This window comes from Kitasatospora xanthocidica (genome assembly GCF_014656195.1).
Classification (GTDB): domain Bacteria; phylum Actinomycetota; class Actinomycetes; order Streptomycetales; family Streptomycetaceae; genus Kitasatospora; species Kitasatospora xanthocidica.
The window spans coordinates 42365-67234 of sequence record NZ_BNBY01000035.1; the positions used below are offsets into that span (position 1 = coordinate 42365).

Here is a 24870-nt window from a genome sequence, read left to right on the forward strand (position 1 = left end):
TGCCGACAGTCTGTCGGCAACCTGTGCCGCCAGTGTGCCCCGACCGCTCCGCCCCCGGCCAGCGGACCGCCCGGCCCCGGGAACGGCAGAGGCCGGGGCCCGCGGACGAATCCGTGAACCCCGGCCCCAGGCTGTCCCGACCTACCTCGAACTACCCTGATCGAACGAGATCGGAACGACGGCTCAGTGGCCGCCCTGCTCCGCCAGGCGCTTGATCGAAGCGGTGACCTCGGCCTCGGCCTCGACACGGCCGACCCAGTTGGCACCCTCGACGGACTTGCCGGGCTCCAGGTCCTTGTAGACCTCGAAGAAGTGCTGGATCTCCAGGCGGTCGAACTCCGACACGTGGTGGATGTCGCGCAGGTGCTCCCAGCGCGGGTCCGTCGCCGGGACGCAGAGCAGCTTGTCGTCGCCGCCGGCCTCGTCGGTCATGTGGAACATGCCGATGGCGCGGCACTTGATGAGGCAGCCCGGGAAGGTCGGCTCGTCAAGGATGACCAGGGCGTCCAGCGGGTCGCCGTCCTCGCCGAGCGTGCCCTCCACGTAGCCGTAGTCGGCCGGGTAGCGGGTCGAGGTGAAGAGCATCCGGTCGAGCCGCAGACGACCGGTCTCGTGGTCGACCTCGTACTTGTTACGAGAGCCCTTCGGGATTTCGATAAGGACGTCGAACTCCAACGGTTCCTCCAAGGTAGGGACTGACAGAATCCAAGTGTCTCCTACGGGAGTGAGTGCTCGGGAAAGGGGCCGGTCGGTGGGAGCAGGGGGAGGCGCGGCTCGCCGCCGCCGGGGGACGGCCGCCGGGCTGTTCGGTGCGGCACTGCTGGTCGCCGGAACGGTCCTGACCTCGGGCGGTGCGTACGCGCAGCCCTCCCCGCCCCCGGGCGGGCACAGCGCCGGGCAGGGCGAGGACGAGGACCGCGACGGCCAGGGCGGCCAGGGCGGCCACGAGGGCAAGAAGGGCGAGCACGGGAAGAACGGCCCGAAGGCCGGGTCGGGCGAGAGCCCCGGCACCACGCCCACCCGCCGCTCCGGAGCGCCCGCCGCCACCCCCGGCGCCGGCGGTGCCGCGTCCGCCGCGCGCCCGGCCCCCGCGCAGGGCGCCGTCCTGGCCGCCGCCGAGGACGGCCCGCAGGCCGCCGTCCCCACCACGCAGGGCCTCCAGCAGGCCCTCGCCGCCGCCCTCGCGGACCGCGGCCTCGGAGACGTCACCTTCGCCGTCGCGGACGCCGCCGGCGGCCAACTCCTGTACGGCTCCGGGGAGAACACCGCGGCCACCCCCGCCTCCACCACCAAGCTGGCCACCTCGGTCGCGGCCCTGTCCCTGATCCCCGGTGACACCCGGCTGACCACCAAGGTGGTCCGCGGTGCCGCTCCGGGCACGATCACCCTGGTCGGCGGCGGCGACCCGACGCTCACCGCACTGCCCGTCGACCAGGTGCAGATCGGCGGACAGCCCGCCGACGCCGACACCGCCCCAGCCTCCCTGGAGGCCCTCGCCCGGCAGACCGCCGACACCCTCACCGCGGCCGGCACCAGCTCGGTCAAGCTCGACTACGACCTGTCGATGTACGCGGGCAACCCGCGGCACAAGAACCACGACGGTGAGAACATCGCCCTGGTCGTCCCGCTGATGGTGGACGAGGCCAAGGTGGACCCGAAGAGCCGAGCGGACGCGCCGGCCCGCGTCACCGACCCGGCCCTCGCCGCCGCCGAGGCCTTCGCCGGCCTGCTCAAGGCCCGGGGCATCACCGTGGAGGGCGGGGCCAAGCCCACCGAGGCCCCGGCCGCCGCCGACGCGCCCGTCCTCGGCCGGGTCGACTCGCCCACGCTCGGTCGGCTGGTCGAGCGCCTGCTGACCACCTCCGACAACCAGCTCGCCGAGGCGATCGCCCGTCAGGTCGCGCTCGCCGCGCACCAGCCGGCCTCCTTCGAGGGGGCGGCCGCCGCCGTCACCCAGGAGCTCGTCCGACTCGGCGTGCCGATGGGCGACGTGGTCCTCAACGACGGCAGCGGACTGCACCGGGACAACCTGATCCCGCCCGTCGTCCTGGTCCGGCTGCTCTCCCTGGCCGCCTCCGAGCAGCACCCCGCCCTGCGCCCGGTCCTCACCGGCCTCCCGGTCGCCGGCTTCACCGGCACCCTCGGCAAGCGCTACGGCTCCGCCTCCGGCGCGGCCGCCGCGGCCGGCCTGATCCGCGCCAAGACCGGCACCCTGAGCGGCGTCAACACCCTTGCCGGCACCGTCGTCGACGCCGACGGGCGCCTCCTGGCCTTCGCCGTCATGACCCGCACCCCCGACACCGCCCCCGCCGACACCGCCCGCGCCGCCATGGACCGCATCGCCGCCCGCCTCGCCACCTGCGGCTGCCACTGACTCCGTCTGCCTCGGTGCCCCGGGAGACTCCTGTCCGGGCCGGGGTCTCGGCGGCCGTCGGGCCTGCGGAGGCCTGGCCGGGCCTCGCGGGCTCGTCTGGGTTCGCCCGGTTCGGATGACTCCTGTCCGGGCCGGGGTCGGCCGGTGGGGATCGTCATCCGGCCGCCGCCTGTGGGCGTACCCGGAGGGCTTCGCGCCGGGCACCGAGTGGCCTGTGCGGGAGGCGCCGATCGGCCCCTGCGGTGCAGGGCGCGGGGGTGTCCCTCGCGGGTGCGCCGGTCGGCCGGTGCGGAGCGTCATCCGGCCGCCGCCGCAGCCGAGTTGCCGGGTGCGTGGGGTCGCCGCCGGGGTGTGCCGGGGGGTCGGGGCGGAGGTGTTCGCGGCGGGTGGCTGCCGTAGGTGGTGGGGAGCACGTACGGTGAGGGCATGACGAGCGCGAGCGGCGGTGCTGACATGGTCGACTGGAATCTCGCGGTCGCAACCGCGACCAGGCTGGTTCGGCCGGGGCCCGAGGTGAGCCGGGAGGAAGCGGCGGCGGTGGTCGCCGAGCTGCGCCGGCACGCCCTGGAGGCGGAGGAGCACGTACGGGCGTTCACCGGCATGCAGTCGTCGAGCCTGGCGCAGGCCGCGGCGACGCCGGTGCTGGTGGTGGACCGCCCCGGCTGGGTGCGGGCCAACGTGGCGGGTTTCCGCACGGTCGTCCAGCCGCTGGTGGAGAAGTTGCAGGCGCGCCGGGCGAACAGCGCGGCGGCCGGCGTGTTCGGCACGGTGGGGGAGAAGGCCACCGGTATCGAGGTGGGGGCGCTGCTGGCGTTCCTGTCGACCAAGGTGCTGGGCCAGTACGAGACCTTCGCCCCGGCGGAGCCCTCGCTGGAGGCCCCGGACAGTCCGGCGGCGCTGTTCGACAAGCCGCGGCTGGGGCCGGAGGGCCCGGGGCCGGGCCGGCTGCTGCTGGTGGCGCCGAACATCGTGCACGTCGAGCGGGAACTGGACGTCGACCCGTCCGACTTCCGGCTCTGGGTCTGCCTGCACGAGGAGACGCACCGGACGCAGTTCACCGCGGTGCCGTGGCTGCGTGACCACATCCAGTCCGAGGTGCAGTCCTTCCTCTCCGAGACGGACGTCGACCCGGGCGCGCTGCTGGACCGGCTGCGGGACGCGGCGGGTTCGCTCGGCGGGCTGCCGGGCCTCGGCGGCCGGGAGGGTTCCTCGTCGAACCTGATGGAGATCGTCCAGTCGCCCGCCCAGCGCGAGATCCTCGGCCGGCTGACGGCGGTGATGTCGCTGCTGGAGGGTCACGCGGACGTGGTGATGGACGGCGTCGGCCCGGCCGTGGTGCCGACGGTCGCGGAGATCCGGGAGAAGTTCCAGCAGCGCCGGGACCGCGGCGCGAACCGGCTGGACCTGCTGCTGCGCCGGCTGCTGGGCATGGACGCCAAGCTGCGCCAGTACCAGGACGGCGCGGTGTTCGTGCGCGGGGTGGTGGCGCAGGTCGGCATGGAGGGGTTCAACCGGGTGTGGACCTCCCCGAACACCCTGCCGACCAAGGAGGAGATCCACGACCCGGCCGCCTGGGTCGCCCGGGTGGCGCGCTGAGCGCCCGTTCGTGACGCCGTGACGCCGCGAAGCCGTGGCGCCGCGGCCTCGTGACGCCCCGAGCCGGGCGGCAAGCGGCGCGGGGCGGTCAAACCCGCTCGTACGAGTGGTCCAATCGGGCATATCGCGAGTGAAGAAGCGTTTCTTCATTCACCCGAACGTGGGACGGTGGTCGTACCGGTGGCGCGGGTGGCGTAGCGGGTGGCTCCTTTCTGCCACCATCTGTGAGCGCCCGGTAACAGGGCGCTCACGCAGGTGCGCGGTCAACGCCGCCCGCCGCAGTCCTGTCCCCTCCGTCGAGGAGTCGTCCGCCGTGGGCCCTCACCCCGCTGTCGCCGCGATACGCCTGGCCGTTCGCCGCACGCTCACCGACCTCGCCGCCGAGGCCGGTTCCACCTTCACCGCGCCGGTGCGCGAACCCCGTGAGCGTCCGGCCGGGGCGCCGCTGGTCGGTGCCGCCGTCGGCACCACCCTGATCGGCAACGCCGCGCGCCACCCGTCCGGTCTGCCCCGCACCCCGGCCGCGCCCGGCTCGCCGCTGGTCCTGGTCGCCGTCAGCGGCGGCGCGGACTCGATGGCGCTGGCCATCGCCGCCGCCTTCGAGGCCCCCAAGATCGGCCTGCGGGTCGGCGCCGTCACCGTCGACCACGGCCTGCAGCCCGGCTCCGCCGAGCGCGCCGACCAGGTGGCCGAACGGCTGCGCTCGCTCGGCCTCGACCCGGTCGAGGCGGTCCCGGTGCGCGTCGGCCGCGCCGGCGGCCCGGAGGCGGCCGCCCGGGACGCCCGCTACGCCGCCCTGGACGAGGCCGCCGAGCGGTTCGGTGCGATCGCCGTCCTGCTCGGCCACACCCGGGACGACCAGGCCGAGACCGTGCTGCTGGGCCTGGCCCGCGGCTCGGGCGCCCGCTCGCTGGCGGGGATGCCGGCCCAGAAGGGCCGCTACCGCCGTCCGCTGCTGGAGCTCGACCGGGCCGCCACCCGGCAGGCCTGCTCCGCCCAGTCGATCCCGGTCTGGGACGACCCGCACAACTGTGATCCCGCCTACACCCGCTCCCGGGTCCGCCACGAGGTGCTGCCGGTGCTGGAGAAGCACCTGGGCGGCGGAGTGGTCGAGGCGCTGGCCCGCACCGCCCGGCTGTTCCGCGACGACGCCGACGCCCTCGACCAGTGGGCCTCTCTGGCCGAACGCGACCTCCGTACGGGGGAAGGCGCCCTGGATGCCGCGAAACTGGCCGAACTGCCGCCGGCCGTACGCCGCCGGGTGCTGCGCCGGGCGGCGCTGCGCGCGGGCTGCCCGGCCGGGGACCTGTTCGCCCGGCACCTGGAGACCATCGACCTGCTGGTCACCGGATGGCGCGGCCAGGGGCCGCTGCACCTACCCGGGGGCGTCGAGGCCACCCGCAGGTGTGGCACGCTGGTCTTTCGGCGGCAGGGCGACTGACGGGCTAGGCATGCCCCGGGGTGGCCGGCCGCCGGCCACAAAGACCCCGAACGTTTGAGGACGTATCCCCGGTGGACCAGAACGACATGGGCGCTGACCTCGCGAAGGTGCTCATCAGCAAGGACGAGATCGACGCCAAGCTCCTTGAGCTGGCCGAGCGCATCGACCGGGACTACGCAGGCAAGGACCTGCTGATCGTCGGCGTCCTCAAGGGTGCCGTGATGGTCATGGCCGACCTCGCCCGTGCCCTGCACTCGCAGGTCACCATGGACTGGATGGCCGTCTCCTCGTACGGGATGGGCACCAAGTCCTCCGGTGTGGTCCGGATCCTCAAGGACCTGGACACCGACATCGCCGGCCGTGACGTCCTGATCGTCGAGGACATCATCGACTCCGGCCTGACCCTGTCCTGGCTGCTGGGCAACCTGGGCTCGCGCGGTCCGGCCTCGCTCGAGGTCTGCACCCTGCTGCGCAAGCCGGACGCGGCCAAGGTCGAGATCGACGTGAAGTACGTCGGGTTCGACATTCCGAACGAGTTCGTGGTCGGCTACGGCCTGGACTACGCGGAGAAGCTGCGTAACCTGCCCTTCATCGGTACCCTCGCCCCGCACGTCTACGGCGGCTGAGGGACCCGTTCGGGCTATGGGCGGGAACAGTAGACCGTTCCCGCCCGTTGGACCGGGGGGACAAAGAACCGAAACCGTGTCGCCGTGCTCCCGCCATGGGCGGGTCCGACTGCGGTACGGTCCAATAAACCGCTCTTCACATGAGCAACCGACCGGACGCGCCGCGGCCTTCAGCCACACGGCGCCGTTGAGTGGCAGGAGGGACGGGGCGGCAACGCCCCGCATGGATGGACGTCAAGCGATACTTCCGTGCGCCGATCATGTGGATCGTGCTGGCCGTCCTCGCCGTCATCGTACTTATGCAGGTCGTTTCGGACTCGAACGGCTACAAGACGGTGGACACCGGCCAGGTCGTGGCGGCGATCGACGCGCACAACGTCAAGTCGGCGCAGATCACCACCGGTGACTCGAACACGATCAAGATCCAGCTGAAGGACGGCGCAACGCTGCCCAACGCCGGTACGGGCAAGACCCCGTCCGGCACCAAGTTCCAGGCCTCCTACATCGGCGACCAGGGTGTCGCGATCGCCGACAAGCTGCAGGCCCAGATCAACGACAAGGACTCGAGCACGCTCGCCGAGGGCTACACCGTCAGCCCGGAGAAGCAGAGCACCTTCGTCAGCCTGCTGCTGTCGATGCTGCCGATCGTGATCATCGTCCTGGTCTTCCTGTTCCTGATGAACCAGATGCAGGGCGGCGGCTCCCGCGTCATGCAGTTCGGCAAGTCCAAGGCCAAGCTGCTGACCAAGGACACCCCCAAGACCACCTTCTCCGACGTCGCCGGCGCGGACGAGGCGGTCGAGGAGCTCCACGAGATCAAGGAGTTCCTGCAGGAGCCGGCCAAGTTCCAGGCCGTCGGCGCCAAGATCCCCAAGGGTGTGCTGCTCTACGGCCCGCCCGGGACCGGCAAGACCCTGCTGGCGCGTGCCGTCGCGGGCGAGGCCGGGGTGCCGTTCTACTCCATCTCCGGCTCCGACTTCGTCGAGATGTTCGTCGGTGTCGGCGCCAGCCGGGTCCGCGACCTCTTCGAGCAGGCCAAGGCGAACGCCCCGGCGATCGTCTTCGTCGACGAGATCGACGCCGTCGGCCGGCACCGCGGTGCGGGTCTGGGCGGCGGTCACGACGAGCGCGAGCAGACCCTCAACCAGCTGCTGGTCGAGATGGACGGCTTCGACGTCAAGGGCGGCGTGATCCTGATCGCCGCGACCAACCGCCCCGACATCCTGGACCCGGCGCTGCTGCGCCCGGGCCGTTTCGACCGCCAGATCGCGGTGGAGCGCCCCGACCTCCAGGGCCGGCTGGACATCCTCAAGGTGCACCAGAAGGGCAAGCCGATCGCGCCCGACGTCGACCTCTCGGCCGTCGCCAAGCGCACCCCCGGCTTCACCGGTGCCGATCTGTCGAACGTCCTCAACGAGGCGGCGCTGCTGACCGCCCGGTCGGACAAGAAGCTGATCGACAACAACATCCTGGACGAGGCGATCGACCGCGTCGTGGCCGGTCCGCAGAAGCGCACGCGGATCATGTCCGACAAGGAGAAGAAGATCACCGCGTACCACGAGGGCGGTCACGCCCTGGTCGCGGCGGCCTGCCAGTACAGCGACCCGGTGCACAAGATCACGATCCTGTCCCGCGGCCGCGCCCTCGGCTACACCATGGTGCTGCCGGAGGAGGACAAGTACTCCACCACCCGCAACGAGATGCTCGACCAGCTCGCCTACATGCTGGGCGGGCGCGCGGCGGAGGAGCTGGTCTTCCACGACCCGACCACCGGTGCCTCGAACGACATCGAGAAGGCCACCGCCACGGCGCGGGCCATGGTCACCCAGTACGGCATGACCGAGCGTCTGGGCGCGATCAAGTTCGGCTCCGACAACGCGGAGCCGTTCCTGGGCCGTGAGATGGGCCACCAGCGCGACTACTCGGAAGAGGTCGCCGCGCTGGTCGACGAAGAGGTCAAGAAGCTCATCGAGAGCGCGCACAACGAGGCCTGGGAGATCCTGGTCGAGAACCGCGACGTGCTCGACAACCTGGTCCTGGAGCTCCTGGAGAAGGAGACCCTGAACAAGGAGCAGATCGCCGAGATCTTCGCGCCGATCGTCAAGCGCCCGGCCCGGCCGGCCTGGACGGGTTCCACCCGTCGTACGCCGTCCACCCGGCCTCCGGTGCAGTCCCCCAAGGAGCTCGCGCTCACCAACGGCGCCGCCGCCGGTGACACCGCTCCGATGGACGTCGTGAAGCTCCCGCCGCTGCCGGCCACCGAGCCGCCGGTCGAGGGCTGACCCCCGGTCCCGTAGGGAATGGTTGCCGCGTCACCAGGGTTTGTACCCTGGAGGCGCGGCATCCGTGCTGTTCAGCCAGAGTCTTCACACATCTAAGCGAGGCCCCGCATGATCGACCCGGTGACGCTCGACGGTCCGCCCGCCGTCGGGTTCTTCGACCAGAAGCGGGCCGAGAACGCCATCCGCGAGCTGCTGCTCGCCGTCGGGGAGGACCCGGACCGGGAGGGCCTGCTGGAGACCCCGGCCCGGGTGGCGCGTGCCTACAAGGAGATATTCGCGGGCCTGTGGCAGGAGCCCGAGGACGTCCTCACCACCACCTTCGACCTCGGCCACGACGAGATGGTGCTGGTCAAGGACATCGAGCTGACCTCGGTCTGCGAGCACCACCTGGTGCCGTTCCGCGGCGTGGCCCACGTCGGGTACATCCCGTCCCCCAGCGGCAAGATCACCGGGCTGTCGAAGCTCGCCCGGCTGGTCGACGTGTACGCCCGCCGGCCGCAGGTGCAGGAACGGTTGACCAGCCAGGTCGCCGACGCGCTGATGCGGATCCTGGAGCCGCGCGGGGCGATCGTCGTGGTCGAGTGCGAGCACATGTGCATGTCGATGCGCGGCATCCGCAAGCCCGGCGCCAAGACCATCACCTCGTGCGTGCGCGGCCAGCTGCGCGACCCGGCCACCCGGGCCGAGGCGATGAGCCTCATCATCGGCCGCTAGCGGCACCCGGCGGCACCGCTCGACGGCGGCACCGGTCGACGGCGGCTCCCGGCCGCCGAACGGCCGGGAGCCGCGGGCAGGACTCCTCAGGGCACCTCGGTCTTCGCGTGCGGCGGAGCCGGGGTGCCCATTGCGTTGCGGCGCTCGGGCATCCGCAGCGTGACCATCCGGCGCCAGCCGAATGCGCGGTCGTACAGGTAGAGCGCGTGCACCCCGAACGTGACCACGGCGAGCTGCCAGCGCGGCCAGCGCAGGATCCGGGCCATCCGGGCGGTGACGGCGAGGCCGACGTCCCGGTGGGTGCGGATCTCGCCGCGGGCGCTGGTCTCCAGGGTGTGCCGGATGTACGGGCCGTGGCCCTGGGCCCGCAGCCGCAGCAGCTCCTCGTGGCAGTACGCGAGGTGGTTGTCCTCGTCGGCGGAGATCATCCGCATCGCCCGGCCGAGCTCGGGGTTGTCCCCGTACACCTTGACCAGCTGGCGCATCTGCTCGGCGGCGCGCTGCTCGGTGACCCGGCTGTGCGCGAGGTAGGTGATGATCTCGCGCTCGGTCAGCGGCACGTCGCTGTTCAGCCGCTCGTGGGAGAGGCCGACACCCTGGCGCTCCAGCAGCATGCAGTAGTCGGCGTCGTCCGGGACGGGCACCTTGGGCAGGCCGCGCTTGTTCAGCAGCTGGGTGAAGATCCGGCCGTGCTTGCGCTCGTCGGCGCCGTGCCGGGCGACCTTCGGCGCGAGCACCGGGTCCGGGGTGAGGGCGGTGATCCGCTCGTTCTCCCAGCCGCCCTGGTCCTCGCCACCGGCCGCGATGCTGCAGAACAGCTGGTACGCCTGGTCGTTCCGGTAGATCTCGTTGAAGAGCGATCTGGTGCTCAGCACGGCGCCTCCTGCGCGGATCCGGGGCGGCGCCCGCCGGGAGTGGCGGGCGGACGGCCGCGATACGTTCCCCCGGGCCCGCGACCGGGCGGGCCGACCGGCGGGTAATCACCCGCACGTGCTAGCCGAGGTGGGTGCCCAGCCATTCGAGCGAGGCGGGCAGCTCCTTGATCCAGCTGTCCACGTTGTGCCCGCCGTCGTCCAGGTAGAGCGAGTCGACCTTGAACTGGGGGTTGGCCGCCGCGACCTGGGTGGCCTGGTCGACGAACTGGACGGTCTGCGGGTAGTCCGACTCCTTGCGGGTGGAGACCACCAGCATGTTGAGCGCCGGCACCGGCAGGTTCTGCAGCCGCCAGCCGAGGTCGTGCTGCTGGGCCAGCGCCTTGTCGCCGCCGAAGAGGTCGCCGCCGGTGTAGCCGTCCTGGCGGACGGTGAAGTCGCCGTGCAGGCTGGTCGCGCTGCCGAAGACGTTCGGGAAGCGCATCGCCAGGCGCAGCGCGCAGCTGCCCCCGGTGGAGTAGCCGAAGGACGCCCAGGAGCCGGCCGTGCGGCCGACCCGGTAGGTGGCGCGGACGGCCTCCGGCACGTCCTTGGCGAACCAGGTCTCGGTGCGCTGCCCGCCGGGGACGTCCACGCACTCGGTGTCCCGGGACGGGACCACGCCCGGGCGGACCATCACCAGGACGGTCGGCGGCATCTTCCCGGTGCGCTGCAGCTCGTACGCGGTCTGGGGGAGGGAGAGGTCCTTGACCAGGTTCAGCGCGGTGCCGGGGTAGCCGGCGATGGCCAGCAGGACCGGGAAACGGATCAGGGCGAACTTCGGGTCGAAGTACTCGGGCGGCAGGTAGACGAACATCTGGTCGGACAGGCCCGACTCCTGGCCGTTGACCCGGACCGACTCGACCTTGCCGACCTCCTCGGGCGGCCCCTTCGGCAGATTGGTGACCGTCTCCAGGCCGCCTTCGCCGGTGGGCTGGAGCAGCGCGTCGGTGACCGGGGTGCCGCCCTTGTGGTTCTCGTTGCTGGTCAGCGCGAGCTTGGTGCCGCTGGTTCCGAGCAGGTCGTCCCAGGACGTGTAGAACCCGAAAGAGTTGTTCACCGCGAGCGCGAGCACCGCCACGATGGAGGCTTGAACGACCGTCAGCAGGCCGATCCGGCCGAGCACCGGCAGGGGGCGCTGCCGCGCCAGCCGGGGCCAGATCCACAGGGTGGTGACCAGCGCCGCGGCGCCGAGTGCGAGCAGCGAGTTCACCAGCGCGTCGCTGGTCAGTTCCATGCCGTCGGCCTTCCGGTGGGACACTGTCGGTGCAGGCTTCATCGTCTGGCGGTCCGTCAGGCGGGGCCACCGCGGCTAGGCTGTCCGGGCGCTCGGGCGGAGGCCGGAGGGCGGGGGGAGGTCGCAGGCAACCGGCACCCTAGAATGCGGCGTCCACCGTACGTAAAGCGTCCCGGAGGGTCTTGCCGCGCCACGCTGCGGCGATCCCCAGGCTCCCACCGCCGGCTCAACCCGCAGCGCGTCCACGGTCCCGGTTTACCGACCGTTTCCGGGTCCTTGGTATGCGCATTGCCTGATGAAGGAATAGGCATGAAGGTCCATCACGCGTCCTCCCCCGGAGGGACGGGACACCCCACCGCAGCCTCTACGCTGAGCTTCCATGAGCGTTCCCGTGTCCGTTGAGCCGAGCCCCGAGCAGCCGCCGCGCCGTCGTCGCGGCCTGCAGACGCTGCGCACCCAGGCGGCCGCTGTTCCGAGGGCGTGGCTCCCCGGCGCGGTCGGCTACGCCTGTCTGCTGATCGGGCTGGTGGACATCGCCAGCGCGGTGTTCCCCAAGCTCCGGCACACCAAGATGCACACCTTCGCCGGGCAGCTCCCGGGCGGGACCACCAGCCTGGCCGCGGTCGGCACGCTGATGGTCGGCATCCTGCTGGTGCCGCTGGCCCACGCGCTGCGCCGGCGCAAGCGGCGGGCCTGGCGGGCGGTGTGCGTGCTGCTGCCGGTCGGCGCGGCGCTGCACATCGTGCGCTGGCACCAGGTCGGCCCGGCGGTCGTCTCGCTGCTCGTCCTCGCCGTGATGCTGGTCCACCAGCGCGAGTTCTATGCCAAGGCCGACCCGCGCACCCGCTGGCGGGCCGTGGTCAACCTGGTCGTCATGGGCCTCCTCAGCGTGCTGCTCGGCCTGCTGATCGTGAGCACCCGCACCAAGTACGAGATCGGCCACCCGGGCCTGAGCGAGCGCCTGCAGCACGTCGGCTACGGACTCCTCGGCTTCGAGGGCCCGGTCCGCTACACCAACGTGCGGATGTCCGACCTGGTCGCCTACCTGCTCGGCGGGCTCGGCCTGCTGACCGCCTTCACCACCGCCTACCTGGCGCTGCGCCCGGGCAAGCCGAAGCCCGAGCTCACCGAGGAGGACGAGGCGAAGGTCCGCGAGCTGCTGGCGCGGCACGGCGAGCGCGACTCGCTGGGCTACTTCGCGCTGCGCCGCGACAAGAGCGTGCTGTTCTCGCCCACCGGCAAGGCCGCGATCTCCTACCGGGTGGTCTCCGGCGTGATGCTCGCCTCCGGTGACCCGGTCGGCGACGTCGAGGCCTGGCCGGGCGCGATCAAGGTGTTCATGGCCGAGGCCCGCGAGCACGCCTGGGTGCCGGCCGTGATGGGCTGCAGCGAGGTCGGCGGCGAGGTCTGGACCCGCGAGGCGGGCCTGGACGCGCTGGAGCTGGGCGACGAGGCGATCGTCGACACCTCCACCTTCTCGCTCTCCGGCCGGGCCATGCGCAACGTCCGCCAGATGGTCAAGCGCATCGAGCGCAACGGCTACTCCTGCAAGGTGCGCCGGGTCTCCGAGCTCACCGCGGAGGAGAAGTACCGGATCGCCGACGCCGCCGCCCGCTGGCGCGGCACCGACACCGAGCGCGGCTTCTCGATGGCGCTGGGCCGCTTCGGCGACCCGCTGGACGACGACTGCGTCGTGGTCACCGCGCACAAGGACCCGGAGGAGGGCGAGAGCGGCGACGACCTGAAGGCCGTGCTGCACTTCGTGCCCTGGGGGCCGGACGGCATCTCGCTGGAGCTGATGCGCCGCGACCGCGCCGCCGACCCGGGCCTGAACGAGCTGCTGATCGTCGCCGCCCTGCAGGCGGTGGGCGCCATGGGCATCCGCCGGGTGTCGCTCAACTTCGCGATGTTCCGCTCGGCGCTGGCCCGCGGCGAGCGGATCGGCGCCGGCCCGGTGCTGCGCGCCTGGCGCGGACTGCTGGTCTTCCTGTCGCGCTGGTTCCAGATCGAGTCGCTGTACAAGTTCAACGCCAAGTTCCAGCCCGAGTGGGAGCCGCGCTTCCTGGTCTTCCCGAACACCCGGGACCTGCCGCGGATCGGCTTCGCCGCGATGCAGGCGGAGGCCTTCATCACGCTCGGCATGCCGCGCTTCGGCCGCAAGCGCCAGCGCGAGGGCCTGATGCCGGTGCCGTCGACCCGCGAGGTCACCGAGGCCGCCTGAGGCACCGGAGCTCCGAAACGGGCCCCCGCCGGGAATCCCCGGCGGGGGCCCCGTTCGATAATGGGCGCATGAGCGAAACGCCGTCCTTCACCCTGCCGGCCGGTCTGCCGCGGCTCGAGCGCTGCGCCGTGATGGGCGTGGTCAACGTCACGCCCGACTCCTTCTCGGACGGCGGGCTCTGGCACGACCCCGCCAAGGCGATCGCGCACGGGCTCGCCCTGCGCGCCCGCGGCGCGGACCTGGTGGACGTCGGTGGCGAGTCCACCCGGCCGGGCTCGCAGCGGGTGCCCGAGGAGGAGGAGCTGCGCCGGGTGATCCCGGTGGTGCGCGAGCTCGCCGACGCCGGGGTGATGGTCTCGGTGGACACCATGCGCGCCTCGGTCGCCGAGCGGGCCGTGGAGGCCGGCGCCGTGGTCGTCAACGACGTCTCCGGCGGCCTGGCCGACCCGGCGATGGCCCGGGTGGTCGCCGAGACCGGTGCGCCCTTCGTGGTGATGCACTGGCGCGGGCAGTCCGCCGACATGGACGCGCTGGCCGTCTACGACGACGTGGTGCGGGACGTGGTCGCCGAGCTGACCGGCCGGGTGGACGCGCTGCTGGCCGCCGGGGTCAAGGAGGACCAGCTGATCCTCGACCCGGGGCTCGGCTTCGCCAAGACCCCCGAGCACAACTGGGCGCTGCTCGGCCGGCTGGACGCGCTCACCGCGCTCGGCCGTCCCGTCCTCGTGGCGGCTTCGCGCAAGCGGTTCCTGGGTACGCTGCTCGCCGACCCGGCAACCGGGGAACTGCGCCCGGCCCGGGAGCGCGACGACGCGACGGCCGCGGTGTCGGTGCTGTCGGCCCGGGCCGGAGCCTGGGCGGTGCGGGTGCACGACGTGTCCGGCACGGCGGACGCCGTCCGGGTGGTCGCGGCTTGGCAGCGCGCGGCGCGGCTGGGGTGAGGGAGGGTCTGTGACAGGTGACGGCAGGTTGAGCGGCGGAACGGCCGGACGGGCCCGCGAGGCGGACCTGGAGGCCGTGCTGGCGGCGAACCGAGCGCTCTACGAGGCGCTGGAACGGGGGGACCTGGAAGCGGTCGAGGGCGCCTGGCTGGGCGCCGCGGACGCCGACGACAAGGGCGGCGTGGTGTGCGTGCACCCCGGCTGGCCGGTGCTGCGCGGCCGGGCGCAGGTGACCCGTTCGTACATGCTCATCATGATGAACACGGAGTACATCCAGTTCTTCCTGACCGATGTCGAGGCCGAGGTCCACGGTGATGTGGCCCTTGTCACGTGCACCGAGAACATCCTGTCCGGGGGTGAGGCGGAGGAGGAGGGCGAACTCGGACCGCTGGTCGGTGGAAAGGTCGTGTCGACGAATCTGTTCCGTCGTACCCCGGCCGGGTGGAAGCTCTGGTCGCACCACGGTTCACCCGTTCTGACCAGCGGTGACGAGGACGACGAGGATTGATTCCGGCGGCTGCCGGAATACGGTGCCGGTGCGCCGCCCGGGAATTCCCGAGTGGTCACCGAACGTTCACGTCAATCGCCATTCCGGCGCGCGTGGCGCCGTTCGGTGCCGGGTAGGACGGTCAGGCGTTGTCCGTGCTCGCGGGTAGATTCGAAACGGAGTGGCGGGCGTGCTGCCCGCCTTCGCCCTGCCCGTCCATGCCTTTCACCGGGCGGGGCCCGTCCGACTGGGAGCAGTGATTCGTTTGCTGGACCGCGTCACCCTGCGGGGGCTGCGAGCCCGGGGCCACCACGGCGTCTTCGAGCGGGAGCGCGTCGAGGGCCAGACCTTCGTGGTCGACCTCGTGCTCTACCTGGACACCCGCCCCGCCGCGTCCGGAGACGACCTCACCCGCACGGCGCACTACGGCATCGTGGCCGAGGAGGTCACCGCGATCATCGCCGGGGAGCCGGTCGACCTGATCGAGACCCTGGCCCAGCGGATCGCCGACCAGTGCCTCAAGCACGAAGCGGTCGAGGAGGTCGAGGTCACCGTGCACAAGCCGGACGCCCCGATCACCGTGCCGTTCGACGACGTGACCGTGACCATCCACCGGGGCCGCGCATGACCCCCACCGCGCGCCCGGTATCCGATGCAGAGGGAACCTTTTCGATGAGCAGCGACGACCCGACCGCCACGCCGAACGCGTTCGACCTGGAGAGCCGGGTGGACTCCGCCGACACGACCCTGCACAGCCAGCGCTGCGCGGTGATCGCGCTGGGGAGCAACCTGGGCAACCGGCTGGACACCCTGCAGGGTGCCGTGGACGCCCTCGCCGACACCCCTGGGCTGAGGATCAAGGCGGTGTCCGCGGTCTACGAGACCGAGGCCGTCGGCGGCCCCGAGGAGCAGCCCAGCTACTACAACGCCGTCGTCGTGCTGCGCACCTCGCTGCCGCCGCGGGACCTGCTGGAGCGCGGCAACGCGATCGAGGACGCCTTCGGCCGGGTGCGGACGGTCCACTGGGGCCCGCGCACCCTGGACGTCGACATCCTGACCTACGAGGGCGAGCTCAGCGACGACCCGCAGCTGCTGCTGCCGCACCCGCGCTCGCACGAGCGGGCCTTCGTGCTCGCGCCCTGGCTGGACGCCCAGCCGGAGGCCGAGGTGCCCGGGCACGGGCGGGTCGACGCGCTGCTGGAGGCGCTCGGAGGCCCGGACGCGCAGGGCGTGGTCCGCCGCGAGGACATCCGGCTGACGCTGCCGGAGTAGCCCGCCGACGGCGCCTGCCCGAGCCGCGTCACGGGCGAGTGGGCGAGTGCCCGCCCCGAGCCGCGTCATGGGCGAGCGGGCGAGTGCCCGCCCCGAGCCGCGTCGTGGGCGAGCGGGCGAGTGCCCGCCCCGAGCCGCGTCATGGGCGAGCGGGCGAGTGCCCGCCCCGAGCCGCGTCGTGGGCGAGTGGGCGAGTAAGAGCCGGGGGAACTCGGCCGGGGGCCCGGCCGTACCAGTAGGTGCCCGCCGTTCGTGCGGGTGTCCGCCCGGCCGGGCCCGGTACGGTGGCCTGGCGCCGCCGCGTCGGGTCACCTGGCGGCCGGCCGGCTCTGGTACCCCGGGAAGGACCTCCTCCGAGTGAAGCTGCTTCGCCTCCGTCTGCTGATCGGCATCACCGCCGCCACGACGGCGCTGTCCTGGGCCGGCTCCAAGCTGTGGGCCTCCCTGGACACGCTGCCGGCCGTGCCGGGCGCGGCGCCGGTGGTTCTGGCGGCGGTGGCGGTGATCCTGCTGGCGACCGCGCTGTCGCTGCGGTCCCGGCTGAAGGCGGCGCGTGAGCGGCAGCCCGGCGCCAAGGGGGTCGACCCGCTGCTGGCGGCCCGGGCGCTGGTGCTGGGGCAGGCCAGCGCGCTGGTCTCGGCGGTGGCCACCGGTATCTACGCGGGGGCGGGGATCTACCTGCTGGGGGAGCTGGACGTGTCGGCCCGCAAGGACCAGGCCGTCACGGCCGGGTTCGCGGTGCTCGCGGGGGCCGCGGTGATCGCCGCGGCGCTCTGGCTCCAGCACGTCTGCAAGTTGCCCGAGAACCACGACGGTCCGAGTGGTCCGGCGGCCTCCCACCGCTGAGCAGGGCCTTCTTCGTGATCTTGGGTGAGAATCCGGGCACGTGCGGTAAAAACCTGCCCCTGTCAAGGGTGGAAGGGGACCCTGGGCTGACAGGGCCCCAATTCGCACGCTAGTTTCTTGGCATGTCTCGCGGACGCCACCGTCATTCCTCCGTCCTCGGCCGGGTCTTTCCCCCCACCGCCGCCGGCGTACTGCTGGTAGCCGCTCTGGCCGCACTCCTTTTCAGTCAGGACACCATCCTGGTGCGCTCGGTGGGCATCGCGGCGGTGATCGCGACGCTCGGCTTCGCGCTGTTGCTGCGTCAGCGGGACAAGGCGGCCCGGGCGGCCGCCGAGATGTCCGCGGCGCAGCGGCTGCGCGCCGAGGAGCGGTTCGAGGAGCAGCTGGCCGAGGCCGAGTACGCGGCCGAGGTCGCCGAGGAGCGGGCCACCCGCTTCGGGCGGCGGCTGACCGCGGAGAAGTCCCGGCTGGCGAAGGCCGAGACCGAGATCGCCCGGCTGCTGCGGGAGCGGGCCGTGTCGGTGGCCGAGCAGGCCCTCAAGGAGGCCGAGGCGGCCCAGCGGGCGCTCGCCGCGAGCCGTCCCAGGTATCCGGCCAGCCCGGCCGCGTTCGTGCGCGCGGCGGCCGTGCTGCGGCTGCTGGAGCGCCGTGCGGCCGAGCAGGAGGAGCGGCGGGCCCGTACGGCGGGTGCGGAGGTCGCGCTGCGGGCGCACGCCGCCCCGGCGACCAAGACCCCGAGCCAGCCCCAGAGCCAGACCCAGCCCCAGGCCCAGCTCCAGACCCCGACCCAGGCCGCGCCGGTGCCCGTGCCGGTGGCGGTGCCCGCCCCGGTGGCCCCCGCGGTGCCCAGGCCGGCCGCGGCGCCGGTGGCCACGCCCCCGGTGCAGCCCGCGCCGGTGCGGCCGGCGCTGACGGCGACGGTGGGTCAGCTCGGCGGGGCGCAGGCCGCACCGGCCGCGGCGCCCGTACCGGCGGAGCGGCAGCGGCCGCGGCCGGCGCAGTCCGGGCAGGCGCGCGGACAGGGCTTCAGCTTCTTCGGCCGCGGTGCGGGCGGGGCGGTGCGCCCGGCGGCCCCGGCGCCGGCGGTGGGCAGCGTCGCCGAGCTGGGCGAGCGGACCGACCTGGCGGACGTGGTGGGCGACGAGGCGGTGGCCGCGAAGGCCGCGGCCGAGGCCCGGGCGGCGGAGTCGGCCGCGGTGCGGGACGGCGGGCGGGAGCCGCAGCCGGTCGCCGAGCAGCCGCAGGGCGGTTCGCAGCCGGGCGGGCCGACCGTGGTGGACCTGACGCCGGAGGACGAGACCGAGCTGATCCAGCTGCCGGAGCTGCGCGCCTCGCGCTGAGACGGGTGCACGAACGCCGCGGCGCGGGAAGTCGGTCGGACCGACTTCCCGCGCCGCGGCGTTGTCAGGGGGTGCTCAGGGGGTGCGTCAGAGCTGGACGCCGAAGTCCTGGGCGATGCCCGCCAGGCCGGAGGCGTAGCCCTGGCCGACGGCGCGGAACTTCCACTCGGCGCCGTTGCGGTAGAGCTCGCCGAAGATCATCGCGGTCTCGGTGGCGGCGTCCTCGGAGAGGTCGTAGCGGGCGATCTCGGCGCTGCCGGCGGCGTTCACCACGCGGATGTAGGCGTTGCGGACCTGGCCGAAGTTCTGGCCGCGGGCGACGCCGTCGTAGATGGTGACCGGGAAGGTGATCTTGACGGCCTCGGCCGGCAGCCCGGCCAGGTTGACGTTGATCGACTCGTCGTCGCCCGCGCCCTCGCCGGTGCGGTTGTCACCGGTGTGCACGACGGTGTTGTCCGGCGTGCTGGTGTTGTTGAAGAAGACGAAGTGGGCGTTGGACAGCACCTTGCCGTCCGCGTTCAGGACGATCGCGCTGGCGTCGAGGTCGAACTCGGCGCCGGTGGTGGTGCGGACGTCCCAGCCCAGGCCGACGGTGACCGCGGACAGGCCGGGGGCCTCCTTGGTCAGCGAGACGTTGCCACCCTTGGAGAGGCTCACTGGCATGGCGATTGCTGTCCCTTCGTTCGCTTCGTGCGCTTTTCCCCGGGACAACGCAATACTCCCGGGACTTGGTTCCGCCCGGCCCCGTGAATTCTTCGTAAGCGTGAATGGCCGGGCAAAGCCGGGGCAAAGACCGCGGTCAGATCCGGCGGAACCGGCCCTGCAGTGACCAGATGTTCGGGTTGTCGGCCAGGTCGGGGTGCATGTCGCACAGGTCGGCGAGGGTGTCCTGGAGGAAGTCCCGGGCCTCGCGCCGCAGGTCGCTGTGGCGGATCACGGCGGCCGGCTCGTCCGGCAGCCAGGTGGCGGTGACCTCGACCCAGTTGAAGCGGCGGGCGAAGCGCAGCAGGTGGGTGTTCTGGGTGAAGTCGAGGTCGGCGGTCTGCACCCGGGCGGCCCGGCTGCCGTCCGGGTCGCGGTCCAGCAGCTCGGTGATGTCGCACAGCGCCCAGGCGAAGTCGAGCACCGGCACCCAGCCCCAGGAGGTGGACAGCTCGGCGCCCTCGGCGTCCAGGTAGACGTCGCCGCAGAACAGGTCGTACCGCAGGGCGTGCACGGACGCGGTGCGGTAGTCCGTCTGCGGGGGGTCGGGGAAGCGGTTGGAGAGGGAGTAGCCGAGCTCGATCACGTACGCCATTGTCGGGGTTCGGGGCGGGTGCGGGTAACCGGCCGCCCGGAGCCGAGCAGCCCACTGCCCGCGCCGGGCAATCCGCCCCGGAGGCGAGGGGGCGAATAACTGCGTGACCGGGTGGGGCGGGCGCGGGATGATGGGCGCATGCCTGAGCCCATCCGCGTACGGGGGTCGGTGGTCGTCCCCGACGCCGAGCTCGTCTGGCGCTTCTCGCGTTCCTCCGGCCCCGGTGGCCAGCACGTCAACACCTCCGACTCCAAGGTCGAGCTGCGCTTCGACCTCGCCGCCACCAAGGCGTTGCCCGAGGTGTGGCAGGGGCGTGCCCTGGAACGGCTGGCCGGGCGGCTGGTGGACGGCCGGGTGCTGGTGGTCCAGGCCTCGGAGTTCCGCTCGCAGTGGCGCAACCGGGAGGCGGCCGCGGCCCGGCTGTCGGCGCTGCTGACCGAGGCGTGCGCGCCGCCGCCGAAGACCCGGCGGGCGACCAAGCCGAGCCGGGGGATGGTCGAGCGCCGGCTGTTCAACAAGAAGCACCGCTCCGACGTGAAGCAGGGCCGCCGGTCGCCGCGGGGCGGCGAGTAGGGCGCGTCTCCGCAGGACACGCCCCGGCTCAGCCCAGGGAGCGGTAGCCGCCGCGGAAGTAGAGCAGCGGACGGCCGTCCGGGGCGGGCACCGCGGCCTCCAGGACGCGGCCGAGCAGCAGGGTGTGGTCGCCCGCGGGTATCCGCTGTTCGGTGCGGCACTCGACGGTGGCCAGCGCGCCCTCGATCAGCGGGGCGCCGGTGCGCGGCCCGCGGTGGTGCGGGGTGTCCGCGAACAGCAGCCGGTCGCTGAGCCGGCCCTTCATGGCGAAGCGCGAGCCGATCGTCTTCTGTCCCTCGGTCAGCACCGAGACGGCCCAGGTGTCGACCCGGGAGAGCACCTCGTCCATCCGGGAGTCCTCGCGCACCGAGATCAGCACCAGCGGCGGCTCCAGCGACACCGAGAGGAAGGAGGTGGCGGTCATGCCGATGTCCTCGCCGTCCTCCGGGTCGTGGACGGTCACCAGGCTCACGCCGGCGGCGAGCTGGGAGAGAGCTGCCCGGAACTCGTCGGGCGTGGCGTGGGGGGCAGCTTCGGGCTGCGGGGACGGGTACACGTACCGCACGGTAGTCGTCACCCGCGGGGAACGGCATCGGGCCTTGGTCGTAGGACCGGTGGCGAACCCGGGTGGCGAAGCCGGTGGCGCGGCCGGGGTCCGGACTCACCCTCAGGGGTGAAGCGGACGGACCGGCGGGCGCAGCCGGCTTCAGTCGTCGGCCGATGAGGTCGACCAAGGGAAAAGTACCGATAGCGCTTTATGTCCCGCTATGGGGCGGATGAGCTGATTAAGGGCGCATTAGTGTCGTGTGATTTAAGTCACAAGTGGCGCCCTATTGCTGACCGAGCGTGCCGAACGCTGTGCTCCCTGTGATTCAGTTCTTCTGGCAATCGGACGATAACCAATCAAGAACTATCCGAAGCAGCCGGGGAGCCCCCGCATGGAAGCCGAGTCGGAGCCGTACGTCCGTCTCGCGACCCTCCGCACCTTGCACCGGGTCGTGGCGGACCTCAACGCTGCCCGCAGCCTGGCGGGGACGCTGCAGGCCGTCGTCGAGGGCGCGGTGCACGGGCTCGGTTTCGACGCCGCCGCGGTCAGCCTGGTCCGCCCGGACGGCGACCTCGTGGTGGCGGCCGTCTGGGAGCTGGAGGAGAGCCCCATGGGCGGCCCCTCCGTGCTGCTCGGCCAGGTCGGGTCCCGCGAGTCCTGGGACCGGCTGCTCGGCGTCAGCGACCACTGGGGCACCCTGCGCTTCCTGCCGTACGACCGCGGCTGGGCCGTCGCCAGCGACATCCCGCGCTGGATCGGGGACGGCTCGCTGCCCGTGTACGCCAACGACTGGCACCCCGCCGACGGCCTGCTCGCCCCGATGTACAGCGCCGGCGGCGACCTGCTCGGGGTGCTCTCGGTGGACCGCCCGCGCAGCGGCAAGCGGCCCGGGGCCTGGACCCGCGAGGCGCTGGAGATGTTCTCCCTGCAGGCCTCCATCGCGATCGGCAACGCCCGGCTGCGGGCCGAGATGCAGCGCGCGCTGGCCCGCCTGGAGAAGGAGCAGCAGGCCCTGCGGGCCAGCGAGGAAAGCTTCCGCCAGGCCTTCGAGTACGCGCCGAGCGGGATGGCCATCACCGAACTGCACGGCGCCGGGCGCGGCCAGCTGACCAGGGTCAACGACGCGCTCTGCCGACTGCTCGGCCGCCCCCGGGCGGTGCTGCGCCAGCAGAGCTTCGCCGACCTCGTCCACCCCGAGGACCGGGCCCTGCTGGAGCGCACCAGCGCCGAGAGCGGCCGGGCGGAACTGCGGCTCTCCCGGCGCGACGGCGGCTACCAGTGGGTCTGTCTGCGCAACTCGATCGTGGCGGACGCGGCCGAGGGCCCCAGCTTCCTGCTGACCCACGTCGAGGACATCGAGGACCGCAAGCGGCACGAGTTCCAGCTCGCCCACCGGGCCAGCCACGACGCCCTCACCGGCCTGCCCAACGGAGCCGAGCTCAAGGCCCGGCTGGCCCGCCGGCTCTGCGCCCAGCCGCAGCCGGTCGGTGCCGCGGCCGGACCGGCCGAGGCGGCCTACCCGCCGCCGTACGGCTACCCGGCGGACTCCTACAGCGCGCACGCGGCGCACGACGGGCTGGAGGGCGCGGACCCGTACGCCGCCGCGGTGCACGGCTACGGGCTGCCCGAGGGCGGCCCGCCCGGTCTCGGCCCGGGCTTCGGGGAGCACGTGCACGCGGTGGTCCCGGCCGACCACGGGCCGGGCGGCGAGGCCTGGTCCGCGCCGTTCCGCTCCGGCGGCGCGGCCGCCGTGGACAAGGGCCTCGCGGTGCTCTTCTGCGACCTGGACGGCTTCAAGTCGATCAACGACCGGTTCGGCCACAACGCGGGCGACGCGGTGCTGGTCGAGGTCGCCCGGCGGCTCAGCCAGGCCGTCCGGGACGGCGACACGGTGGCCCGGCTCGGCGGCGACGAGTTCGTGGTGCTGGCCGACGGCATCGGCCGTGAGGAGGCCAAGGACCTCGCCCACCGGCTGCGCAACGCGATCATCCCGCCGATGCGGATCGACGGACGGGCGATGCGGGTGGGCGTGAGCCTCGGCATCGGCTGGGCCGGCTGCGGGATGAGCATCGAGGAGGTGCTGCACACCGCGGACGAGCGGATGTACGACGAGAAGCGCGCCCGCGGCGGCGCGGTGCGCGGTGCGCGCGGCGAGCGCTCCCACCGGCGGGCGGGCTAGGGCGTGTCTGACAATTCGCGTCGGATCAGCGCGCGGCGTTGGGGTGCGTGCATCGCAAGGCGGAGGAGGGAGTCCATGCGGAGCATCGGCGACCGACGACAACGCGGCGAGGTGCGTGCCCCGGCGTCGCGCGCCCGGCGGGAATTGTCAGACACGCCCTAGGGCGGGCCGTAGGACCGGACGGGGACGGACGACGCGGCACCGACGGCCCGTGGGCCGCCGGCCACGCCGGGTTACCCGCGAGTTGTCAAGGGTTCTTTTCCGGCTGTCAGGTACGGCAGGTAGGGTGCCCGGTACGACAGCGTCCATGATCTGCGCCGCCCGCAGCCGGCGGCGCGCACCGGATGGGGGAGCAGACCACCGTGACGACCGCCGGCAGCAACGGAATGCCCGAGGGCCAGGGGGGCGGTGCCCCGCAGGACGACGACCCGTTCGGCTACCTCTACCGCCCGGCCGACGGCTCCACCGGGCAGCCGGCCGAGCCGCAGCAGGGGGTCCCCCGGACGTCGTACAGCCGTCCGATGGAGGTCGGGCGCACCCAGTACGGCTACGGCTACCCGCCGCGGGCGCAGCAACAGCAGCAGCCGTACGGCCAGCAGGGGATGCCGCCGCAGGGGTACCCGGGCGGTCAGCCGCAGGCCCCGTACGGCCAGCCCGGCGTGCCCCAGCAGGCCGAGTACGGCGCCGCGCCCGCCCAGCAGGCCCGCTACGCCGAGCACTCCCGGCCGCAGCCGGGGGACGAGCGGCCGAGCAGCGGCCGCAGCAAGGGCGCGGTGATCGGCGCGGTCGCCGTGGTCGCGGCCATCGCGATCGGCGCCGGGATAGCGCTCTCCACGGGCGGTGACAAGGACGGCGACAAGACCGCCAAGGGCGGCGCCGCCACCACCGCCGTATCGGGCCCCACCACCCCGGGGCCGGCCAACACCACCGCCGGCGGCTCCCCGTCGGCCAGCTCCACCCCGATCGCCGGTCCGTCGACCGTGGACGCGGGCCAGCTGCAGGGGCAGAACGCGCCGTCCGGCAACAGCGTCAAGGGCGCCAAGTCGGCGGACGGGAGCTACCTGACCCTCCAGCCGGGCGGCTCGGTGACCTGGAACGGCGAGATCGCCACGGCCGGGACGTACAAGCTCACCGTGCACTACAACTACACCAGCACCGGGGAGTTCAAGGGCGCCGCGGCGGTGAACGGCAAGGACTGGCCGAGCGGGGTGACCTACAAGTCGTACGGTGCCCCCAAGGACCCGGCGTCCTCCTGGTTCACCACCTGGATACTGCCGAGCCTCCAGGCCGGGCCGAACTCGGTGAGCTTCACGGTGCCCGCCGGGGCGTCCATCCTGATCGACCAGATCGTCCTGGAGCCGAGCGGCTGAGCCGCCCGCCCGCCGGACGCACCACGGCCGCCCGTCCCCGCTGGGGGAGGGCGGCCGTCGGCGTTCGGGGCCCGGCGCGGAGCGGTCAGGCGGGCTTGACCGTGGGGAAGCGGTCGGCGCCGTGGATCCAGCGGCCGCGGCGCATGACGGCGACCAGGTCGTAGGTGTCGGAGTCGACCACGACGAGGTCGGCGAGCTTGCCGGCCTCCAGCGAGCCGATGGAGTCGCTCAGGCCGAGCAGCCGGGCCGGGGTCGCCGACAGCGACTCGACGGTCTGGCCGAGGGTCAGGCCGTTGACCGTCACCGAGCGCTTGAACGCCACGTCCAGGGTGAGGGTGGAGCCGGCGATCGCGCCGCCCTCGACCAGCCGGGCCACGCCGTCGGTGACCTGGACCTGGAGGGGGCCGAGGGGGTAGAGGCCGTCGCCCATGCCGGCGGCGCCCATGGCGTCGGTGATGAGGGCGACGCGGGTGGGGCCGGCGGTGCGGTAGGCGAGGTCGAGGACGGAGGGGTGGAGGTGGACGCCGTCGTTGATGAGTTCGACGGTGACGCGGTCGTCTTCGAGGAGGGCGACGATGGGGCCGGGGGCGCGGTGGGCGATGCCGGGCATGGCGTT

Annotated in this window: 23 protein-coding genes; 16 read left to right on the forward strand and 7 right to left on the reverse strand. The window is 72.9% G+C overall.

The window, feature by feature from the left end; all coding sequences use genetic code 11:
• Window positions 1–183: 183 nt before the first annotated feature.
• Window positions 184–675 (reverse strand): inorganic diphosphatase, encoded by a 492-nt coding sequence (locus IE332_RS35655; RefSeq protein ID WP_189924907.1) that lies wholly within the window; start codon window positions 673–675, stop codon window positions 184–186.
• Window positions 676–751: 76 nt separating this feature from the next.
• Between IE332_RS35655 and dacB the strand changes: the two genes are divergently transcribed.
• From dacB to folE, 6 genes are all read left to right on the forward strand, one after another.
• Window positions 752–2374 carry a D-alanyl-D-alanine carboxypeptidase/D-alanyl-D-alanine endopeptidase gene (dacB, locus tag IE332_RS35660; protein ID WP_189924829.1) on the forward strand — a complete coding sequence of 541 codons (1623 nt, stop codon included), beginning with the start codon at window positions 752–754 and terminating at the stop codon, window positions 2372–2374.
• A gap of 426 nt (window positions 2375–2800) precedes the next feature.
• Window positions 2801–3970 (forward strand): Rv3626c family coenzyme F420 biosynthesis-associated protein, encoded by a 1170-nt coding sequence (locus IE332_RS35665; RefSeq protein WP_189924831.1) that lies wholly within the window; start codon window positions 2801–2803, stop codon window positions 3968–3970.
• Between the two features lie 313 nt (window positions 3971–4283).
• Window positions 4284–5411 carry a tRNA lysidine(34) synthetase TilS gene (gene tilS, locus IE332_RS35670; protein WP_189924839.1) on the forward strand — a complete coding sequence of 376 codons (1128 nt, stop codon included), beginning with the start codon at window positions 4284–4286 and terminating at the stop codon, window positions 5409–5411.
• Window positions 5412–5482: 71 nt separating this feature from the next.
• Entirely contained in the window at window positions 5483–6037 is a 555-nt protein-coding gene (gene hpt / locus IE332_RS35675) for a hypoxanthine phosphoribosyltransferase (RefSeq protein ID WP_030059589.1), read from the forward strand.
• 227 nt (window positions 6038–6264) lie between these two features.
• Window positions 6265–8319, forward strand: a complete 2055-nt coding sequence (ftsH, locus tag IE332_RS35680; RefSeq protein ID WP_189924841.1) for an ATP-dependent zinc metalloprotease FtsH — start codon at window positions 6265–6267, stop codon at window positions 8317–8319.
• 108 nt (window positions 8320–8427) lie between these two features.
• Window positions 8428–9033, forward strand: coding sequence for a GTP cyclohydrolase I FolE (gene folE, locus IE332_RS35685; RefSeq protein WP_189924843.1), 606 nt, complete (start codon window positions 8428–8430; stop codon window positions 9031–9033).
• An 86-nt stretch (window positions 9034–9119) separates the two neighbouring features.
• Here folE and IE332_RS35690 read toward each other — a convergent pair whose 3' ends face one another.
• Window positions 9120–9908 carry a ferritin-like domain-containing protein gene (locus tag IE332_RS35690; RefSeq protein ID WP_189924845.1) on the reverse strand — a complete coding sequence of 263 codons (789 nt, stop codon included), beginning with the start codon at window positions 9906–9908 and terminating at the stop codon, window positions 9120–9122.
• A 118-nt stretch (window positions 9909–10026) separates the two neighbouring features.
• Window positions 10027–11181, reverse strand: coding sequence for an alpha/beta hydrolase (locus tag IE332_RS35695; protein ID WP_189924847.1), 1155 nt, complete (start codon window positions 11179–11181; stop codon window positions 10027–10029).
• A gap of 379 nt (window positions 11182–11560) precedes the next feature.
• On the opposite strand from IE332_RS35695, the gene IE332_RS35700 reads away from it, so the two are divergent.
• From IE332_RS35700 to IE332_RS35730, 7 genes are all read left to right on the forward strand, one after another.
• Window positions 11561–13402 (forward strand): phosphatidylglycerol lysyltransferase domain-containing protein, encoded by a 1842-nt coding sequence (locus IE332_RS35700; protein ID WP_189924849.1) that lies wholly within the window; start codon window positions 11561–11563, stop codon window positions 13400–13402.
• Between the two features lie 68 nt (window positions 13403–13470).
• A complete protein-coding gene (gene folP / locus IE332_RS35705) occupies window positions 13471–14343 on the forward strand; it encodes a dihydropteroate synthase (RefSeq protein WP_189924851.1) in 873 nt (290 codons plus the stop codon).
• Window positions 14344–14371: 28 nt separating this feature from the next.
• Window positions 14372–14851, forward strand: coding sequence for a nuclear transport factor 2 family protein (locus IE332_RS35710; RefSeq protein WP_189924853.1), 480 nt, complete (start codon window positions 14372–14374; stop codon window positions 14849–14851).
• 247 nt (window positions 14852–15098) lie between these two features.
• Window positions 15099–15458 carry a dihydroneopterin aldolase gene (gene folB / locus IE332_RS35715; protein ID WP_030059580.1) on the forward strand — a complete coding sequence of 120 codons (360 nt, stop codon included), beginning with the start codon at window positions 15099–15101 and terminating at the stop codon, window positions 15456–15458.
• Window positions 15459–15502: 44 nt separating this feature from the next.
• A complete protein-coding gene (gene folK, locus IE332_RS35720) occupies window positions 15503–16102 on the forward strand; it encodes a 2-amino-4-hydroxy-6-hydroxymethyldihydropteridine diphosphokinase (RefSeq protein ID WP_189924855.1) in 600 nt (199 codons plus the stop codon).
• A gap of 357 nt (window positions 16103–16459) precedes the next feature.
• On the forward strand, window positions 16460–16948 hold the full coding sequence (locus IE332_RS35725) for a DUF3180 domain-containing protein (protein WP_189924857.1): 489 nt from the start codon (window positions 16460–16462) through the stop codon (window positions 16946–16948).
• A 122-nt stretch (window positions 16949–17070) separates the two neighbouring features.
• Complete coding sequence (locus IE332_RS35730) at window positions 17071–18288, forward strand: hypothetical protein (RefSeq protein WP_189924860.1); 1218 nt, start codon at window positions 17071–17073, stop codon at window positions 18286–18288.
• 87 nt (window positions 18289–18375) lie between these two features.
• Here the strand turns inward: IE332_RS35730 and IE332_RS35735 are convergent, their stop codons facing one another.
• Window positions 18376–18951, reverse strand: a complete 576-nt coding sequence (locus IE332_RS35735) for a TerD family protein (RefSeq protein ID WP_189924862.1) — start codon at window positions 18949–18951, stop codon at window positions 18376–18378.
• Window positions 18952–19087: 136 nt separating this feature from the next.
• On the reverse strand, window positions 19088–19585 hold the full coding sequence (locus IE332_RS35740; RefSeq protein ID WP_373313933.1) for a hypothetical protein: 498 nt from the start codon (window positions 19583–19585) through the stop codon (window positions 19088–19090).
• Window positions 19586–19723: 138 nt separating this feature from the next.
• On the opposite strand from IE332_RS35740, the gene arfB reads away from it, so the two are divergent.
• Window positions 19724–20158: an alternative ribosome rescue aminoacyl-tRNA hydrolase ArfB gene (gene arfB / locus IE332_RS35745; RefSeq protein ID WP_189924866.1), complete on the forward strand. Its 435-nt coding sequence runs from the start codon at window positions 19724–19726 to the stop codon at window positions 20156–20158.
• 28 nt (window positions 20159–20186) lie between these two features.
• Here arfB and IE332_RS35750 read toward each other — a convergent pair whose 3' ends face one another.
• A complete protein-coding gene (locus tag IE332_RS35750) occupies window positions 20187–20723 on the reverse strand; it encodes a flavin reductase family protein (RefSeq protein WP_373313934.1) in 537 nt (178 codons plus the stop codon).
• A gap of 373 nt (window positions 20724–21096) precedes the next feature.
• On the opposite strand from IE332_RS35750, the gene IE332_RS35755 reads away from it, so the two are divergent.
• Window positions 21097–22884, forward strand: a complete 1788-nt coding sequence (locus tag IE332_RS35755) for a GGDEF domain-containing protein (protein WP_189924878.1) — start codon at window positions 21097–21099, stop codon at window positions 22882–22884.
• A gap of 362 nt (window positions 22885–23246) precedes the next feature.
• Window positions 23247–24254, forward strand: coding sequence for a hypothetical protein (locus IE332_RS35760; RefSeq protein ID WP_189924880.1), 1008 nt, complete (start codon window positions 23247–23249; stop codon window positions 24252–24254).
• Between the two features lie 85 nt (window positions 24255–24339).
• On the opposite strand, the gene IE332_RS35765 is transcribed toward IE332_RS35760, so the two are convergent.
• The coding region (locus tag IE332_RS35765; protein WP_189924889.1) for an amidohydrolase family protein at window positions 24340–24870 on the reverse strand (531 nt) is incomplete at its 5' end.